Genomic DNA, 15,600 nt, shown 5'->3' on the forward strand with positions numbered 1-15,600 from the left:
CCCTTTATTCGATGAGGTCGCCGCGTAATAGAAACTTACCTGCGGCAATAGTGCCAACAAAGCCAAACATCGCTATCAGCAGTGCGGCTTCGAAATAAGTTTGAGTACTTTGATAAAGCCCTAGCAATAAAAGTAATGCCAGAGAATTTATGTAAATAGTATCTAGCGCCAAAATTCGGTCCGGCAGATCAGGCCCTTTTACGAGTCGCCAGAAATTCATCAGTATAGCCAGGCTAAACAGCAAAAAAGCAATTTGCAGTAATGTACCTAACATTGGAATATCTCCTTTAATCTGCGCTCGTAGCGGTGACGGATAGTTTCAATTACCTCATTGGGGTCTTCCTCTGAAAAAGCGTGTATCAAAATGCCTTTTCTCCCACGAGTGATTTCACAAGAAACCGTACCTGGCGTCAGTGTTATAGTACTGGCGAGAATAGTCACCGGTAGCTCTTCTTTCATATCCAGTGGAAACACGAAGAAAGCGGGTTTGATAGAACGCCGTTTCCCGACAATAAGTACTGCGACTTTAAAGTTGGCAATAATAATGTCGTAGAGCAGAATAAAGAAATAAACAACAGCAAGGTGCGGCTTCTTGACCGTCGCGAAGTTTGGCCAGGCTGGTTTGAATAAAATGGGAATAGACAAAGCGACGATTATTCCAAGTAAGACCACTCCCGGGCTTACCGAGTTAAACAATAAAAGCCAAATAATCAGCAAGAAAAGGCTTAATATAGGTGCCGGTAACAGTTTATTCATCTGACACCTCCGGTGCTTTTAAAACCCATTTAGGATAGTCTTCCGTACGCTCGAGCTGGTCAGCAACAGACTGAGTGTATTGCTGTATTGGGTGTGCGAATAGTGTAATTACCAGTGATACTAATAATAAACTAGCTAAAGCAATGCGCTTGCCCAGCGGAGCAGATTGTTCAGACGGTTTCCCCGATAAAGTGTGCCAAATCATTTTACTGCCAGCTCGGGTAACAGCCACTAACATAATAAATGTAGCGCCTATAATAGCCCCCCATAACCAAAAGTTATGCCCGTTCGCACTCGCAGACTCCAGTATCATCAACTTACTGACAAAGCCAGATAATGGGGGGAGGCCTATAACGGCAATAGCCGCAACCAGAAACATAACGGCATAAGTTGAATGATTGGCCATTTTCTTGCCTGAAACGATGCGAGAAGCGGTTTTTCCTCTTTCAAATGCCATAACATCAGCAAGTAAGAACAGTGCACTAGTTATGAATGTCGAATGAATGAGATAAAATAGTGCGGCCCCTGTTGTTTGCGTAGAAAACAAACTGTAGGCAGTTAGTATGGTTCCGACTGATATGACGACTAAATAAGCTACCATCAAACGTAAATCTCGAGCTGCAAGTATGCCTATAGCGCCGGCTAACATTGTTAATAGCCCCATCACCCAGAGCCAGTCATGAGCAACGAGCGCCAATTCATTCGCATCAGCACCGAATATAAGGGTATAAACACGAATGATTGAATAAATTCCTACCTTAGTCATTATCGCGAATAAAGCAGCGATGACACCGCTCGTTGTTGAATAGGCTTGGGGTAACCAGAAGTGAAGCGGCAGTAAGGCTGCTTTTAAGCCAAATACGACAAGTAGCATGAGTGAACCAGCTTTTGCTATCATCGCCTGGTCACCGGATAAAGCTTGTATTTTAACAGCCATGTCGGCCATGTTAAGCGTGCCTGTTACACCATATAAGGTTCCCACGCTTATCAAAAAAAGTGCGGATCCTAAAAGATTCAACAAGACATAGTGTAAAGTTGCCCTGACCCGAAACTTACCACCGCCATGCATAAGCAAGGCATAAGAAGATATAAGTAGAACTTCAAAGAAAACAAACAGGTTAAATAAGTCGCCCGTTGCGAAAGCACCCATTATGCCCATAATTTGAAACTGAAACAGGGCATGGAAATGCGAGCCAAGATTATCTTCTGAGTAGCAACCGTAAACGAGCACAGGCAGCGCGAGTATGGCGGTAAGCAGCATCATCATGGCACTGAGCTTATCGACCATAAGAACGATGCCAAAGGGTGCATCCCAGTTACCCAGTAAGTAGACCAACATTTCCTGTGAGTTCACTTCAATGACCAGGAACGCACTTGCCACAAGCGTCAGTATACTTGCTGCAAGACCAATCGCACGCCGTTTAGGTTGCGGTCGGTCACCCCATGGTAATAACTGCAGTAACGCAGTAAATAACGGGATAAGAATTGGGAGTATCGCTAGGTGTTGCTGCCACATCAGCGGTTATCCTCCGAGTTACTGTCACTGACTTCGTCTGTACCGACTTCGCCCCGCGTTCTTACGGCTAAAATAATGGAATAAGCGGTCATTGCGAAACCTATTACAATGGCCGTCAAAACAAGCGCTTGTGGCAACGGGTCTGCGTAAGAGTCAGATGTGCCTAATATAGGAGCGCCATCTATCGTTAAACGGCCGGTGGAAAATAGAAATAAGTTAACGGCGTAAGACAGCATGGTAATTCCTACCACGACAGGAAAAGAACGTCCCCTGAGGATAAGAAAGATACTACAGGCTGTAAGAATGCCGACGGTGACTGAATATAACGTTTCCATTAGTTGCCCTCGTGAGTTGGACGATGGCGTGTCGTCATTTTGCCAAAATTACTGAGAATCATCATGGTGGCACCTATAACGGTGAGGAATACGCCTAAGTCGAATAGCAGTGCCGTTGCAAACTCCCACTTACCAACGACAGGCCAGTCTAAATATGTAAACCAGCTGGTGAGAAATGGCTTGTTAAAGAGCCAGCTTCCAAGACCTGTTAAGGCGGCAATCATGACACCTATAGACATAAGCGACTGGTAATTTACATTGAACCGCTCTTTGACCCAATCAACGCCGTTTGCCACATACTGAAGAATCATGGCTGACGCTGCGATAAGCCCTGCAATAAAGCCACCTCCCGGCAAGTTGTGGCCACGCAGGAAAATATAAGCTGCAACGACCATCGCCATGGGTAAGACCAAATTAGCGACGTTAGTGAGCATGAGCGGGTGCTTTATTCTATGCCATGGACGGCCGTCGACATCGCTTGATGGCATAAAGGGTTTAAGCTTGTTAAGTAGCTTATGTATCCCTGCCGCAGCAATGGCTAAAACCGTTATCTCGCCTAAGGTATCAAAGCCACGAAAGTCGACCAGAATAACGTTTACAACATTGGTGCCGCCACCGCCGGTTTTTGCGTTAGCAATAAAGAAATCAGAAATTGATTCCGCGGGTGTGGTTAGAATGGCGAAATTTAAGGTTGCTACAATTCCACCAATAAAGCTCGCAATTATAATATCGCGAAAGACCCGGTGGCCACTTGATGCCCGGTTAGTTTTCTGTGGCATAAAAAAGAGTGCCAGAATCATTAAAATAATGCTGACAACTTCGACCACTAACTGGGTCATGGCTAAATCGGGCGCCGAAAAGTGAGCAAATGCTAAAGAGACCATCAAGCCCACAACAGAAAGCATCATTAGCATTACAAAACGGTTGCGGTGCAGTGTCGCAGTGCCGAAAGCGGCTCCAATTAACACGATGGCCCCAACCATAGAAACGGTATCAATGGATTGTTGTGGAGAGCTTCCTGTGATGGCACTAATATCGATAAGCGAAGGCAGTAATATGACAATGACACTTATCAAGACAAACGCCATATAACGCTGCAAAGATCCGGTATCTAGCTTGTCGAACAGTCGTGATGAAGCGTCACTGGCTTTTTGGACCAGTCGTTCGAAGTTATGTTTTGCGTCCTGGCCGTCAAACTGTCTGTTAAAAGTAAACAGTTGGTCTCGGGCAATATATATGAGTATACCCGCTACAACGGCTATTGCGCTCATTAGTAACGGAATATTAAAGCCATGCCACAGAGACAATTTAACTTCTGTTTGTGAGTGGGTCACGGCAGTAACGGCAGAGTTTAAAATCTCCGACACTATTGGCATAGGTGCAAGACCGATGACAATACAAAGTAGAGCTAATAAAGCAACCGGCGCTGACATCATACGAGGTGGGTCATGCGGCTTTTTCGGTAGTTCTTTATACTCACCATTAAAAAACACATCGTGAATAAAGCGAATTGAATAGGCTACCGAAAGGGCAGCTCCCACTGTCGCAAGCACAGGTATGAACCAGGAAAGCCCGCCGAATAAATGTTGTTGTGCTGTTTGGTCAAGGAATAATTCTTTCGATATAAAACCATTAAATGGCGGAATGCCCGCCATAGAAGCGGCGACGACCATAGCTAATGTTGCTGTTAAAGGCATGAGCCCCATTAACCCCTGGAGCTTTCGCATATCACGGGTACCTGACTCATGATCAATAATACCCGCCGTCATAAATAATGCAGCTTTAAAACAGGCGTGATTAATAATATGAAACATTGCGGCAATAACGGCTGCTTGGGTGCCTATGCCTAGCAGCATACAAATTAACCCAAGGTGACTGACTGTCGAAAATGCAAGCAAACCCTTTAAATCATGTTTAAGTAACGCAAAGTAAGCACCCACTAACATGGTGATGAGCCCGGTAACTGTAACAATGGTCAGCCAAAGTTCTGTTCCTGCCATGACAGGGTGAAACCTTGCCAATAGAAATATACCCGCTTTTACCATGGTGGCTGAGTGTAAGTACGCACTGACTGGAGTCGGCGCAGCCATTGCGTGTGGCAACCAGAACTAGAATGGAAACTGTGCTGACTTAGTGAAGGCACCGAGCAATAAAAGAACAAGAGCCGCGGTATAGTATTCGTGATTTTTTATAACCTCTGCTGAGGCAACGATATCGTCAAATTGGTAGCTTCCTGCAATATTCCCGATAATTAGCAAGCCGGCTAGCAGAGCCAGTCCGCCAGCCCCTGTTGTTGCAAGTGCCATGCGGGCACCGCGGCGGGCATCGCTGCTATGAAACCAGTAACCAATAAGCAGGAATGATGAAATGCTGGTAAGCTCCCAAAATGCCCACATAAGCAGAATGTTGTCAGCCATAACTATGCCAAGCATCGAGGCCATAAAAAGCAGGAGACAGGCGTAAAATCTTGAGTCGTCATCCTCGTAGGAGAGGTAATAGTGAGCGTAGCCGATAATAAGGACGCCAATTCCCAGTATCAATGAACAGAACAAAAGGGAGAGACCGTCAAGACGAATGGCAAAGTCGAGCCCGATAGAGGGCAACCACTCAATAAAGTGTTTAGGAATATCTCCGGATAAAGTCTGCGGTGCATAGCTGAGTAGTATGGCTATGCCAGTTAGTGGTATAAGCAGTGTTACGCCGGTTTTTAGAAGCCTTGGCGTTTGTTTTAGTAATAAAGGTAGTAACGCACCTAATAGTGGCGCCATGATGATAATGAGTAAATTCATAGGCTCATCCGTTGTCTCATTGCTAACGCTTTTGTAGCCACTAACTAAATGAAAATTAACTGTAAACGATATACGAATTTACCATTCTAACGGATTACTGCCAATAGTAAACTCATCGGTTATAATTCGTTGTTCATCCAGTCTTACGAAAAAAAGTGAGATTGCCCTACCACATCTAATTTTTATCTGTTACAATTCGCCGCCCTTTTTATAAGGGAAAAACCAAAGGCAGCACGACCCGAGAGGGTCTGTTTTTTTAACTAAGCGGGGCACTGAAATGATCCAAATGCAAACTACCCTGGACGTTGCCGATAACTCCGGCGCGCGCAGCGTACAATGTATTAAGGTTCTAGGTGGTTCGCACCGTCGCTACGCAAACATCGGCGATATCATCAAAGTTACTGTCAAGGAAGCAATTCCGCGCGGTAAGGTGAAGAAAGGTGATGTTGTGAATGCGGTGGTCGTTCGCACCAGAAAAGGCGTCCGTCGTCAAGACGGGTCGGTCATCCGTTTTGACCGCAACGCGGCTGTGTTGTTGAACAGCAACCAACAGCCCATTGGCACTCGTATCTTCGGTCCGGTAACTCGTGAGCTGCGTTCAGAGCAGTTTATGAAGATTATCTCGCTGGCACCAGAAGTACTATAAGGAGTCAATTATGGCGGCAAAAATTAAACGTGATGACGAAGTAGTCGTCCTGTCAGGTAAGGACAAGGGCAAGCAAGGCAAAGTCCTGAAAGTTCTTACTGATAAAGATCGCGTTATCGTCGAAGGCGTTAACGTAGTCAAGAAACACCAGAAGCCAAATCCGGCTTTAGGTGAGTCTGGCGGCATCGTAGAACAAGAAGCACCAATTCATGTTTCTAACGTTGCGATCTTTAATCCAGAGACAGGTAAAGCAGATCGTGTTGGTTTTCGTACTGAAGACGGGAAAAAAGTCCGTTTCTTCAAATCGAACAACGCAATCATTTAATTCAAACTTGGAGTTTTACGATGGCGAAACTGCATGATTTTTATAGAGAATCGGTAGTTCCTGGACTGATGAAAGAGTTCAGCTACAACAGCGTCATGCAAGTCCCTCGGATTGAAAAAATCACCCTTAACATGGGTGTTGGTGAAGCTCTGGCTGACAAAAAAGTACTTGATAATGCAGTCGCAGACTTAGAGGCCATTTCTGGTCAAAAGCCTGTTCGTACTGTTGCACGCAAGTCTGTCGCCGGCTTCAAAGTCCGTGAAGGCTTCCCGATTGGCTGTAAAGTAACTCTGCGCGGCGAGCGCATGTGGGACTTTTTGCAACGTTTAATCTCGATTGCAATCCCACGTATCCGTGACTTCCGTGGCCTCAACCCTAAATCGTTTGACGGTCGTGGTAACTACAGTATGGGTGTTCGTGAGCAGATCATCTTTCCGGAAATCGACTATGACAAAGTCGACAAGGTACGTGGTCTGGATATCACCATTACCACTAATGCTGGCACAGATGACGAAGCTCGTGCTTTGCTAGCTGCCTTTAACTTCCCGTTCAGAAAGTAAGGTGTAGAGTTATGGCAAAACAGTCAATGAAAGCGCGTGACGTGAAGCGAGCTAAAATCGCTTCAAAATACGCAGAAAAACGCAACGCACTGAAAGCGGTCATTAATGACGTAAATGCATCAGACGAAGAGCGTTGGGAAGCAGTTCTGAAATTGCAGAAGCTCCCACGTGATGCCAGTCCGTCACGTCAACGTAACCGTTGTCGTATAACTGGTCGTCCTCATGGTTTCCTTCGTAAATTCGGCATGAGCCGTATTAAGGTCCGTGAGATGGCGATGCGCGGTGAAATTCCTGGCTTGAAAAAAGCTAGCTGGTAAGCCACGAATCACGGGAGAAAGCAAATATGAGCATGCAAGATCCAATTGCGGATATGTTCACACGCATTCGCAACGCTCAAGGTGCTAATAAAGTAACGGTGAAAATGCCGTCTTCTAAGCAGAAAGTGGCGATTGCTCAAGTTCTGAAAGAAGAAGGTTTTATTACGGGTTACAGCGCTGAGAGCACTGCTAAACCTGAGCTTGAAATCGAACTAAAGTATTTCGAAGGCAAGCCAGTAATTGAATCAATCGAGCGCGTTAGTCGCCCCGGTTTGCGCATCTATAAGAAGCGCAACGAGCTGCCTAACGTAATGGGTGGCCTTGGCATCGCAGTTGTTTCGACGTCTAAAGGCCTGATGACCGATCGTGCCGCTCGCCAAGCTGGTCTTGGTGGCGAGATCATTGGTTACGTAGCGTAATTAGGAGGTAGGAAATGTCACGTGTTGCTAAAGCACCTATTGAAATTCCTGCTGGCGTTGAAGTTACGCTAAATGGCCAGGAAGTCACGATTAAAGGTGCTCAAGGCTCACTGAGTCGTGTTGTTAACGATGCAGTTGAACTGGTAAAAGAAGAGAGTGAATTACGCACTAACCCTCGTGAGGGTGTTGCTAACTCAACCGCTCAAGCTGGTACAGCTCGCGCATTGTTGCAAAACATGGTGGTCGGAGTCACTAAAGGATTCGAACGTAAGTTACAGTTGATGGGTGTTGGTTACCGTGCGCAAGCACAAGGTAAAAAACTGAACCTGACACTAGGCTTCTCGCATCCTGTGGAGTTCGAAATTCCTGAAGGAATTACTATCGAAACTCCGACTCAGACTGAAGTCGTCGTTAAAGGTGCAGATAAGCAGTTAGTTGGTCAAGTTGCCGCTAACATTCGTGCATACCGTAAGCCAGAGCCTTACAAAGGTAAAGGTGTACGTTATGCTGACGAGCAAGTGCGCCGTAAAGAAGCCAAGAAAAAGTAGGGTAATACGATGGACAAGAAAGCAGCTCGCTTACGTCGTGCTACTCGCGCACGTAAACAAATTGAAGAGTTGGGTGCAAATCGCCTGGTCGTTCACCGTACACCACGGCATATTTACGCACAGTTGATCGCACCTAACGGTTCTGAAGTGCTGGCAGCCGCATCGACTGCAGAGAAAAGTGTTCGCGAAGGGCTTAAATCTACGGGTAACGTAGACGCAGCCAAAGTCGTGGGCAAAACTATCGCTGAACGAGCGATTGAAAAAGGCGTTAAAAGCGTTTCTTTTGATCGTAGTGGTTTCAAATACCACGGTCGCGTAGCAGCTTTGGCTGACGCAGCTCGTGAAGCCGGACTTCAGTTCTAGGAGACGAACATGGCAAATGTAGAAGCTCAAAATGGTGAACTGATTGAAAAGTTGATTACAGTTAACCGTGTAGCAAAAGTTGTTAAAGGTGGTCGTATCTTTAGCTTCACTGCACTGACTGTAGTTGGCGACGGTAAAGGAAAAATCGGTTTTGGTTATGGTAAAGCGCGTGAAGTTCCTGCTGCTATTCAAAAAGCAATGGAAAAAGCACGTCGCAATATGGTTACCGTTCAACTGAAAGGCGAAACTTTACAGCATCCTGTTAAAGGACGTCACTCAGGTTCACAAGTATACATGCAGCCTGCGTCTGAAGGTACGGGTATCATCGCCGGTGGTGCGATGCGTGCAGTACTAGAAGTTGCAGGTGTTCATAACGTGCTGTCAAAAGCATATGGTTCAACCAACCCAATCAACGTTGTTCGTGCCACTATTAAGGCTCTGAACGACATGAAGTCGCCAGAACAAGTAGCGGCTAAGCGTGGATTGCGCGTTGAAGAGATACTGGGGTAGTGAACAATGGCGAAAAAGACAATCAAAGTAACACAGACGCGTAGCTCTATCGGTCGTTTACCGAAGCATAAAGCTACACTACGTGGCTTGGGTCTCCGCCGCATTGGTCACACAGTAGAGTTGGAAGACACTGCTGCAGTCCGCGGTATGGTGAACCAAGTGAATTACATGATTAAGGTGGAGGGATAAACGATGGAATTAAATAATCTTTCTCCCGCACCTGGTGCAAAAAGCAGCAAAAAGCGCGTTGGACGCGGTATTGGATCAGGTCTGGGTAAAACCGGTGGTCGTGGTCACAAAGGGCAGAAGTCTCGCTCTGGTGGCAGCGTGAAGCCAGGTTTCGAAGGCGGTCAAATGCCAATCCAGCGTCGTCTGCCTAAATTCGGCTTCACTTCTCGCAAGGCTATGACCACTGCGGAATTGAACCTGGCAGAAATCGCGAAGGTCGAAGGTGATGTTGTAGATTTAGCAACATTAAAAGCTGCGGGATTAATTCGTAAGAACATTTTGGCTGCTAAAGTCATTAAGTCAGGCGAAATTAGTCGTAAAGTGACTGTTAAAGGTCTTAAAGTCACCAAAGGCGCTCGCGAAGCTATTGAAGCTGCTGGCGGAAAAATCGAAGGATAGAGCAAATGGCTAAACCAGGATTGGAATCAAATCGAGCGCAAGGTGGCTTGTCGGAACTTAAGCGTCGCCTGTTGTTTGTGTTAGGAGCGATTATCGTTTTCCGAGCGGGCTCCTTTGTGCCTATTCCTGGTATTGATGCCGCTGTACTCGCTCAGTTATTCGAACAGCAAAAAGATACCATCGTTGCCATGTTTAACATGTTCAGCGGTGGTGCCTTAGAACGCGCATCAGTATTTGCATTAGGTATCATGCCGTATATCTCGGCTTCAATTATTATGCAGCTTGCAAGTGTGGTTCATCCTCGCTTAGCTGAAATTAAGAAAGAAGGTGAGTCTGGTCGTCGTAAGATAAACCAGTATACGCGTTGGGGTACTTTAATACTGGCTACGTTCCAGTCGATAGGTATAGCTACTGGCTTACCTAACTTAATGCCAGGGTTAGTTATCGATCCTGGTTTCGGCTTTTACTTTACAGCTGTAGTAAGCTTGGTTACTGGAACAATGTTCCTTATGTGGCTAGGCGAGCAAATTACTGAACGAGGTATTGGTAACGGTATCTCTATCCTGATATTTGTGGGTATTGTAGCAGGGTTGCCATCGGCGATTGGTCAAACATTTGAGCAAGCACGCCAAGGCGATTTACACTTGTTACTACTGTTATTGATTGGTGTTGTTGTTGTTGCAGTGACTTACTTTGTTGTTTTCGTCGAGCGTGGTCAACGTCGTATTGTTGTGAACTACGCAAAACGTCAACAGGGTCGTAAGGTATTTGCAGCTCAAAGTACGCATTTGCCATTGAAAGTAAACATGGCTGGCGTTATACCTCCAATCTTTGCATCGAGTATTATTTTGTTTCCGGGAACCATCGCTACCTGGTTTGGTTCAGGCGAAGGAGTTGTTGCTGACTTTTTACAACAAGTCTCAATGACATTGTCTCCCGGTCAGCCGCTTTATGTGTTATTGTATGCGGCTGCAATTATTTTCTTCTGTTTCTTCTACACTGCGTTGGTATTTAACCCGCGTGAGACAGCAGACAATTTGAAGAAATCCGGCGCTTTCATTCCGGGCATTCGCCCAGGTGAACAAACGTCGCGTTATATTGACAAAGTAATGACTCGCTTGACTTTAGCAGGTGCTCTGTACATTACCTTTGTCTGTTTGGTTCCTGAGTTTATGATGATTGCTTGGAACGTTCAGTTCTACTTCGGCGGTACATCGTTATTGATTATCGTGGTTGTCATCATGGACTTTATGGCACAGGTACAGACTCATATGATGTCTAATCAATATGACTCTGTGCTTAAAAAAGCTAACCTTAAAGGCTACGGTCGATAAGGTTGGGTAGAACGGAGAGTAGCAATGAAAGTTCGTGCTTCCGTGAAGAAAATCTGTCGTAACTGTAAAATCATCAAGCGTAATGGCGTAGTACGCGTTATTTGCTCTGATGCAAAGCACAAACAACGACAAGGTTGATTCGAAGGAAAGGTCGGCGGCTTCATGTCGCCGCCTTGAAGTATTTGCAATTCGGCAATCGGTTGAGTATCCTAACGGGCTTTTCAACTGATGCCTACAAATTAAAGGAGACGTGTTAGTGGCCCGTATCGCTGGCATTAACGTTCCTGACAATAAACATGCAGTTATTGCCTTAACTGCTATCTATGGTATTGGGCGTACTCGCTCGCAGCAAATTTTAGCTGCAACGGGTATTGCTGAAGATACTACGATTGGTTCATTGTCAGAAGACAAACTGGACGCGCTTCGTGACGCAGTGTCAAAATTCGCAGTCGAAGGTGACTTGCGTCGTGAAGTATCTATGAACATTAAACGTTTGATGGACCTCGGGTGTTTCCGTGGACTTCGTCATCGTCGCAGCCTTCCTCTACGTGGACAGCGCACTAAAACAAATGCGCGCACCCGTAAAGGACCGCGCAAACCAATTAAGAAGTAAGGGGGGATTGAGTAATGGCTAAAGCACCGACTCGTTCTCGCAAGCGCGTTAAAAAGCAAGTCGCCGATGGCATGGCTCACGTGCATGCATCTTTCAACAACACCATCATCACCATTACTGATCGCCAGGGTAACGCATTAGCGTGGGCTACCGCAGGTGGATCAGGCTTCCGTGGTTCACGGAAATCAACGCCGTTTGCAGCACAGGTTGCAGCAGAACGTGCAGGTGAAATGGCGAAGGAATACGGACTGAAAAACCTGGAAGTATTTGTGAATGGTCCAGGCCCAGGTCGTGAATCATCGATTCGTGCCCTGAACGCCGTTGGTTACAAAATCACAAATATTACCGATGTGACACCGATTCCTCACAACGGTTGTCGTCCGCCTAAGAAACGTCGCGTTTAAGGCGTGAATCGATAGTTGGAGAAAGATCATGGCAAGATATTTGGGTCCTAAGCTCAAGCTGAGCCGTCGCGAAGGAACGGATTTGTTCCTTAAGAGCGGCGTTCGCGCAATCGATTCTAAATGTAAGATCGAAACTGCACCAGGACAACACGGCGCGCGTCGCGGTCGTTTGTCAGACTACGGTGTTCAGTTGCGCGAGAAACAGAAAGTTCGTCGTATGTATGGCGTTCTGGAAAAGCAATTTCGTAACTACTACAAAGAAGCAGCTCGACTGAAAGGCAATACTGGTGAGAACCTGTTGCAGTTGTTGGAACAGCGCTTGGATAACGTAGTGTATCGTATGGGTTTTGCGTCAACACGCGCTGAAGCTCGTCAATTGGTTAGTCACAAAGCAGTTGTTGTGAATGGCCAAGTAGTGAATATTCCATCGTTCAAGGTTCGTCCTGAAGATGTCGTTTCTGTTCGCGAAAAAGCGAAAAAACAGGCACGTATCGGAGCAGCACTGGAACTTGCGGAACAACGTGAGAAACCAGTCTGGATAGAAGTAGACAACAACAAAATGGAAGGTCAGTTTAAGCGTCTTCCAGAACGTAGTGACTTGTCTGCTGAAATAAACGAACAGTTGATCGTAGAGCTTTACTCTAAGTAAGGCTTAAGCATAGAGAGAGGACACAATGCAGGGTTCTGTTACCGAATTCCTAAAGCCGAGGTTAGTCGACATCGAGCAAATTAGCCCGACTCATGCCAAGGTTACACTGGAGCCTCTAGAACGCGGCTTTGGTTATACACTGGGTAATGCGTTACGTCGCATTTTACTATCGTCAATGCCAGGTTGCGCAGTGACTGAAGTTGAAATCGACGGCGTGCTGCATGAATACAGCAGTAAAGAGGGTGTTCAAGAAGATGTCATCGAAATTTTGTTGAACCTGAAAGGGCTGGCAGTCAGCATCGAAGGTAAAGACGAAGCTACGTTGACCTTGAATAAATCCGGAGCAGGTCCTGTAACCGCAGGCGATTTCACTCACGATGGTGATGTAGAAATTGTTAATCCAGAGCACGTTATTTGTCACCTTACTGGTGATTACGAGCTTAACATGCGTGTTAAGGTCGAGCGTGGTCGTGGATACGTTCCTGCAGCATCACGTCAGTCAGCTGACGATGATGAGCGTCCAATCGGTCGTCTGTTAGTTGACGCTTCGTTCAGCCCAGTAGAACGCATCGCATACTCTGTAGATGCGGCTCGTGTTGAACAGCGTACTGACTTAGACAAGCTGGTTATCGAAATGGAAACCAATGGTACGTTGGATCCAGAAGAAGCGATTAGACGTTCTGCTACGATTTTGGCAGAACAGCTAGATGCTTTCGTTGAACTTCGTGATATCAGCGAGCCGGAAGAAAAAGAAGAGAAACCGGAATTCGATCCGATTCTTCTTCGTCCGGTTGACGACTTGGAATTGACTGTTCGGTCTGCGAACTGCTTGAAGGCAGAAGCGATTCAGTACATTGGTGACTTAGTACAACGTACCGAAGTTGAGCTGTTAAAAACGCCTAACTTAGGTAAGAAGTCGTTGACTGAAATTAAAGATGTGTTGGCATCACGTGGTTTGTCTCTGGGTATGCGCCTGGAAAACTGGCCACCTGCTAGCTTAATTGAAAACGACTAAGGTCACCTTAGTAAAAGATTTACTGAGAAGGGTATAGGTATGCGCCATCGTAAGAGTGGTCGTCAACTAAATCGAAACAGTAGCCATCGTCAGGCGATGTTCCGTAACATGGCAAGTTCGCTAGTTCGCCATGAGATTATCAAAACGACGTTGCCAAAAGCTAAAGAGCTGCGTCGCGTGGTGGAGCCATTGATTACATTGGCTAAACAAGACAGCGTTGCTAATCGCCGATTAGCTTTCGCACGTACGCGTGACAAAGAAGTCGTTGGTAAACTGTTTAATGAATTAGGCCCGCGTTATGAAGAGCGCGCAGGCGGTTACACTCGTATTATGAAGTGTGGCTTCCGTGCAGGTGATAACGCACCTATGGCTTACATTGAATTAGTTGATAGACCAGAAGTAGAAGAAGTTGAAGAAGTAGTCGAAGAAACTGCTGAGTAAACGAATTAAAAAGGCCAGCTTAAAGCTGGCCTTTTTATTATGCATTTTTTAATTATTTGTTATAAACAGCGGCTAACTCTTTTTGTTCCAAATACCCCTTATCAACAAGCCACTGTAGTCTATCTTTGTCTAATCCAGAGTTTTTAGCTTCAACGGCTAGCAGTTTCCACTGTTCTTTAGAAATGTAAGCTTCAGATTCTGTTCCCCCCAGACTTGTGAAAAAGTCCTTTATACCATTTAGGACATAATCAGCCGATTCAGGGATAAGTTTTAACGTACCTATTACCGACGATAATAAGTTACCGGAAGCACTTTGATGGGTTGTCCTCATTATTGACTCAGAATATGAAGGATGGTTTTGCAGGGTAACAGTTATTAAGCTATCCGCCTTTTCCGGTGAGTGAGCAATAGCGAGAGATAAAATATCATCAATGTAAGCTGGCTCAGTTTCGATAGCTGTTTGAACTATCATTTCTGCATTGCTAGGGAAGTAGGTTAAAGCAGTTTCGACGACACTATAAGTGACAGCAGGTTCAGCTTGGATAGCTGCCATTATAATGGCTTTCTTCTTATTCGGCGTTAAATCGAAAGCAGCGGATACAATATAACTAGCGTGTTCTGGATAGTTATTAACAAGTATTCGCACGGTTCGCATTATTGATAAGTTTTTGTTTAAGTGATTTTCAATTATCGAGGTATAAGTCTTTAAAAGCTTTGCTTCTTTTGTTGATGACATTTGCGCTGAATTGGGCTCGGCAAATGATACTGACGGCAAACCTGTTAGGGATATACCCAATACACTTAGCGCTAAAATATAATTATAGTAGTTACGGCGCATAGTTAGTTATTCCCCTTTAATTCATTTACAGACCTAATGTTTGAGTAATAAGTGTAATGATAGTTCAAGTAAAGATACACTAACTTAACATAGGTGGTTAAAAAATCACCTTTTTTATCTTTTTTCTCCTTTCTAAAAAAAAGATCTTGAAAGGCCACAAAAGATCTCTATAATTCGCCGCCGTTGTCACGAGATACTCGCTGAGTTGAGTCGGACAACGGCGGTTTTGTCAGCCGGGCAAAAAGTCCTGAAAAAGAGGTTGACGAAATCATCGGGACGTGTAGAATACGCCTCCCTGCTTCGGAAGAAGCAACGCTCTTTAACAACTATATCAAGCCAAGCAAACTGTGTGGGCACTTGCAGAAGTTACGCAAAACAGAAATATGTATTGCAACTTTTGAATGAGTGTTCAGCAAGGTTTCATTAATGAAGCCAAGCAAAAACGCGTAATTCATTGAGTTGATTGAACTACTTTTAATTGAAGAGTTTGATCATGGCTCAGATTGAACGCTGGCGGCAGGCCTAACACATGCAAGTCGAGCGGTAACAGAGAGAAGCTTGCTTCTCTGCTGACGAGCGGCGGACGGGTGAGTAA

At 45.5% G+C, this 15,600-nt stretch carries 22 protein-coding genes, 1 rRNA gene and 1 pseudogene; 18 read left to right on the top strand and 6 right to left on the bottom strand.

The genetic code is table 11. The features are described from left to right. Nucleotides 1-4: 4 nt before the first annotated feature. The 5 genes and pseudogenes from BLT32_RS10095 to BLT32_RS10115 all read right to left on the bottom strand — a co-directional run bounded on the left by BLT32_RS10095 (nucleotide 5) and on the right by BLT32_RS10115 (nucleotide 5,396). Nucleotides 5-274 carry a K+/H+ antiporter subunit F gene (locus BLT32_RS10095; protein WP_053954210.1) on the bottom strand — a complete coding sequence of 90 codons (270 nt, stop codon included), beginning with the start codon at nucleotides 272-274 and terminating at the stop codon, nucleotides 5-7. Beyond that, a complete protein-coding gene (locus tag BLT32_RS10100) occupies nucleotides 268-756 on the bottom strand; it encodes a Na+/H+ antiporter subunit E (RefSeq protein ID WP_053954211.1) in 489 nt (162 codons plus the stop codon). Before BLT32_RS10100 ends, BLT32_RS10095 begins: the two co-directional genes overlap by 7 nt. Beyond that, on the bottom strand, nucleotides 749-2,272 hold the full coding sequence (locus BLT32_RS10105; protein WP_053954212.1) for a monovalent cation/H+ antiporter subunit D: 1,524 nt from the start codon (nucleotides 2,270-2,272) through the stop codon (nucleotides 749-751). The genes BLT32_RS10100 and BLT32_RS10105 overlap by 8 nt, the downstream gene beginning before the upstream one ends. Then, entirely contained in the window at nucleotides 2,272-2,607 is a 336-nt protein-coding gene (locus BLT32_RS10110) for a Na+/H+ antiporter subunit C (RefSeq protein ID WP_053954213.1), read from the bottom strand. The genes BLT32_RS10105 and BLT32_RS10110 overlap by 1 nt, the downstream gene beginning before the upstream one ends. Beyond that, a pseudogene (locus BLT32_RS10115) lies at nucleotides 2,607-5,396 on the bottom strand (monovalent cation/H+ antiporter subunit A). Before BLT32_RS10115 ends, BLT32_RS10110 begins: the two are co-directional and overlap by 1 nt. A gap of 277 nt (nucleotides 5,397-5,673) precedes the next feature. Here BLT32_RS10115 and rplN point away from each other — a divergent pair. The 17 genes from rplN to rplQ all read left to right on the top strand — a co-directional run bounded on the left by rplN (nucleotide 5,674) and on the right by rplQ (nucleotide 14,167). Then, entirely contained in the window at nucleotides 5,674-6,042 is a 369-nt protein-coding gene (gene rplN, locus BLT32_RS10120; RefSeq protein ID WP_053954214.1) for a 50S ribosomal protein L14, read from the top strand. Between the two features lie 10 nt (nucleotides 6,043-6,052). Further along, nucleotides 6,053-6,367 (top strand): 50S ribosomal protein L24, encoded by a 315-nt coding sequence (rplX, locus tag BLT32_RS10125; RefSeq protein WP_053954215.1) that lies wholly within the window; start codon nucleotides 6,053-6,055, stop codon nucleotides 6,365-6,367. 20 nt (nucleotides 6,368-6,387) lie between these two features. Continuing rightward, the gene (gene rplE, locus BLT32_RS10130) at nucleotides 6,388-6,927 is read left to right on the top strand and encodes a 50S ribosomal protein L5 (protein WP_053954216.1); all 540 of its coding nucleotides are present in this window, start codon (nucleotides 6,388-6,390) and stop codon (nucleotides 6,925-6,927) included. 11 nt (nucleotides 6,928-6,938) lie between these two features. Beyond that, nucleotides 6,939-7,244, top strand: coding sequence for a 30S ribosomal protein S14 (gene rpsN / locus BLT32_RS10135; RefSeq protein ID WP_053954217.1), 306 nt, complete (start codon nucleotides 6,939-6,941; stop codon nucleotides 7,242-7,244). A 26-nt stretch (nucleotides 7,245-7,270) separates the two neighbouring features. After that, on the top strand, nucleotides 7,271-7,663 hold the full coding sequence (gene rpsH / locus BLT32_RS10140; protein ID WP_053954218.1) for a 30S ribosomal protein S8: 393 nt from the start codon (nucleotides 7,271-7,273) through the stop codon (nucleotides 7,661-7,663). Between the two features lie 14 nt (nucleotides 7,664-7,677). Then, nucleotides 7,678-8,211, top strand: a complete 534-nt coding sequence (rplF, locus tag BLT32_RS10145) for a 50S ribosomal protein L6 (RefSeq protein WP_053954219.1) — start codon at nucleotides 7,678-7,680, stop codon at nucleotides 8,209-8,211. Nucleotides 8,212-8,220: 9 nt separating this feature from the next. After that, nucleotides 8,221-8,574, top strand: a complete 354-nt coding sequence (gene rplR, locus BLT32_RS10150; RefSeq protein WP_053954220.1) for a 50S ribosomal protein L18 — start codon at nucleotides 8,221-8,223, stop codon at nucleotides 8,572-8,574. A 9-nt stretch (nucleotides 8,575-8,583) separates the two neighbouring features. Next, nucleotides 8,584-9,084 (top strand): 30S ribosomal protein S5, encoded by a 501-nt coding sequence (gene rpsE / locus BLT32_RS10155; protein WP_053954221.1) that lies wholly within the window; start codon nucleotides 8,584-8,586, stop codon nucleotides 9,082-9,084. 6 nt (nucleotides 9,085-9,090) lie between these two features. After that, nucleotides 9,091-9,273 carry a 50S ribosomal protein L30 gene (rpmD, locus tag BLT32_RS10160; RefSeq protein ID WP_053954222.1) on the top strand — a complete coding sequence of 61 codons (183 nt, stop codon included), beginning with the start codon at nucleotides 9,091-9,093 and terminating at the stop codon, nucleotides 9,271-9,273. 3 nt (nucleotides 9,274-9,276) lie between these two features. After that, on the top strand, nucleotides 9,277-9,711 hold the full coding sequence (rplO, locus tag BLT32_RS10165) for a 50S ribosomal protein L15 (protein WP_053954223.1): 435 nt from the start codon (nucleotides 9,277-9,279) through the stop codon (nucleotides 9,709-9,711). A gap of 5 nt (nucleotides 9,712-9,716) precedes the next feature. Further along, a complete protein-coding gene (gene secY / locus BLT32_RS10170) occupies nucleotides 9,717-11,045 on the top strand; it encodes a preprotein translocase subunit SecY (protein WP_053954224.1) in 1,329 nt (442 codons plus the stop codon). A gap of 24 nt (nucleotides 11,046-11,069) precedes the next feature. Continuing rightward, on the top strand, nucleotides 11,070-11,183 hold the full coding sequence (gene rpmJ, locus BLT32_RS10175) for a 50S ribosomal protein L36 (protein WP_074668972.1): 114 nt from the start codon (nucleotides 11,070-11,072) through the stop codon (nucleotides 11,181-11,183). A gap of 118 nt (nucleotides 11,184-11,301) precedes the next feature. After that, nucleotides 11,302-11,658, top strand: coding sequence for a 30S ribosomal protein S13 (gene rpsM / locus BLT32_RS10180; protein WP_053954225.1), 357 nt, complete (start codon nucleotides 11,302-11,304; stop codon nucleotides 11,656-11,658). Between the two features lie 14 nt (nucleotides 11,659-11,672). After that, complete coding sequence (gene rpsK, locus BLT32_RS10185) at nucleotides 11,673-12,062, top strand: 30S ribosomal protein S11 (RefSeq protein WP_053954226.1); 390 nt, start codon at nucleotides 11,673-11,675, stop codon at nucleotides 12,060-12,062. A gap of 28 nt (nucleotides 12,063-12,090) precedes the next feature. After that, nucleotides 12,091-12,711, top strand: coding sequence for a 30S ribosomal protein S4 (gene rpsD / locus BLT32_RS10190; protein ID WP_053954227.1), 621 nt, complete (start codon nucleotides 12,091-12,093; stop codon nucleotides 12,709-12,711). A 25-nt stretch (nucleotides 12,712-12,736) separates the two neighbouring features. Beyond that, the gene (locus tag BLT32_RS10195; protein WP_053954228.1) at nucleotides 12,737-13,726 is read left to right on the top strand and encodes a DNA-directed RNA polymerase subunit alpha; all 990 of its coding nucleotides are present in this window, start codon (nucleotides 12,737-12,739) and stop codon (nucleotides 13,724-13,726) included. 39 nt (nucleotides 13,727-13,765) lie between these two features. Further along, nucleotides 13,766-14,167 (top strand): 50S ribosomal protein L17, encoded by a 402-nt coding sequence (gene rplQ, locus BLT32_RS10200; RefSeq protein WP_053954229.1) that lies wholly within the window; start codon nucleotides 13,766-13,768, stop codon nucleotides 14,165-14,167. A gap of 52 nt (nucleotides 14,168-14,219) precedes the next feature. Here rplQ and BLT32_RS10205 read toward each other — a convergent pair whose 3' ends face one another. Beyond that, a complete protein-coding gene (locus BLT32_RS10205) occupies nucleotides 14,220-15,005 on the bottom strand; it encodes a hypothetical protein (RefSeq protein WP_053954230.1) in 786 nt (261 codons plus the stop codon). A 475-nt stretch (nucleotides 15,006-15,480) separates the two neighbouring features. On the opposite strand from BLT32_RS10205, the gene BLT32_RS10210 reads away from it, so the two are divergent. Then, a 16S ribosomal RNA gene (locus BLT32_RS10210) occupies nucleotides 15,481-15,600 on the top strand; the annotation flags it as partial.

The organism is Idiomarina zobellii, assembly GCF_900100855.1.
Lineage (GTDB): Bacteria > Pseudomonadota > Gammaproteobacteria > Enterobacterales > Alteromonadaceae > Idiomarina > Idiomarina zobellii.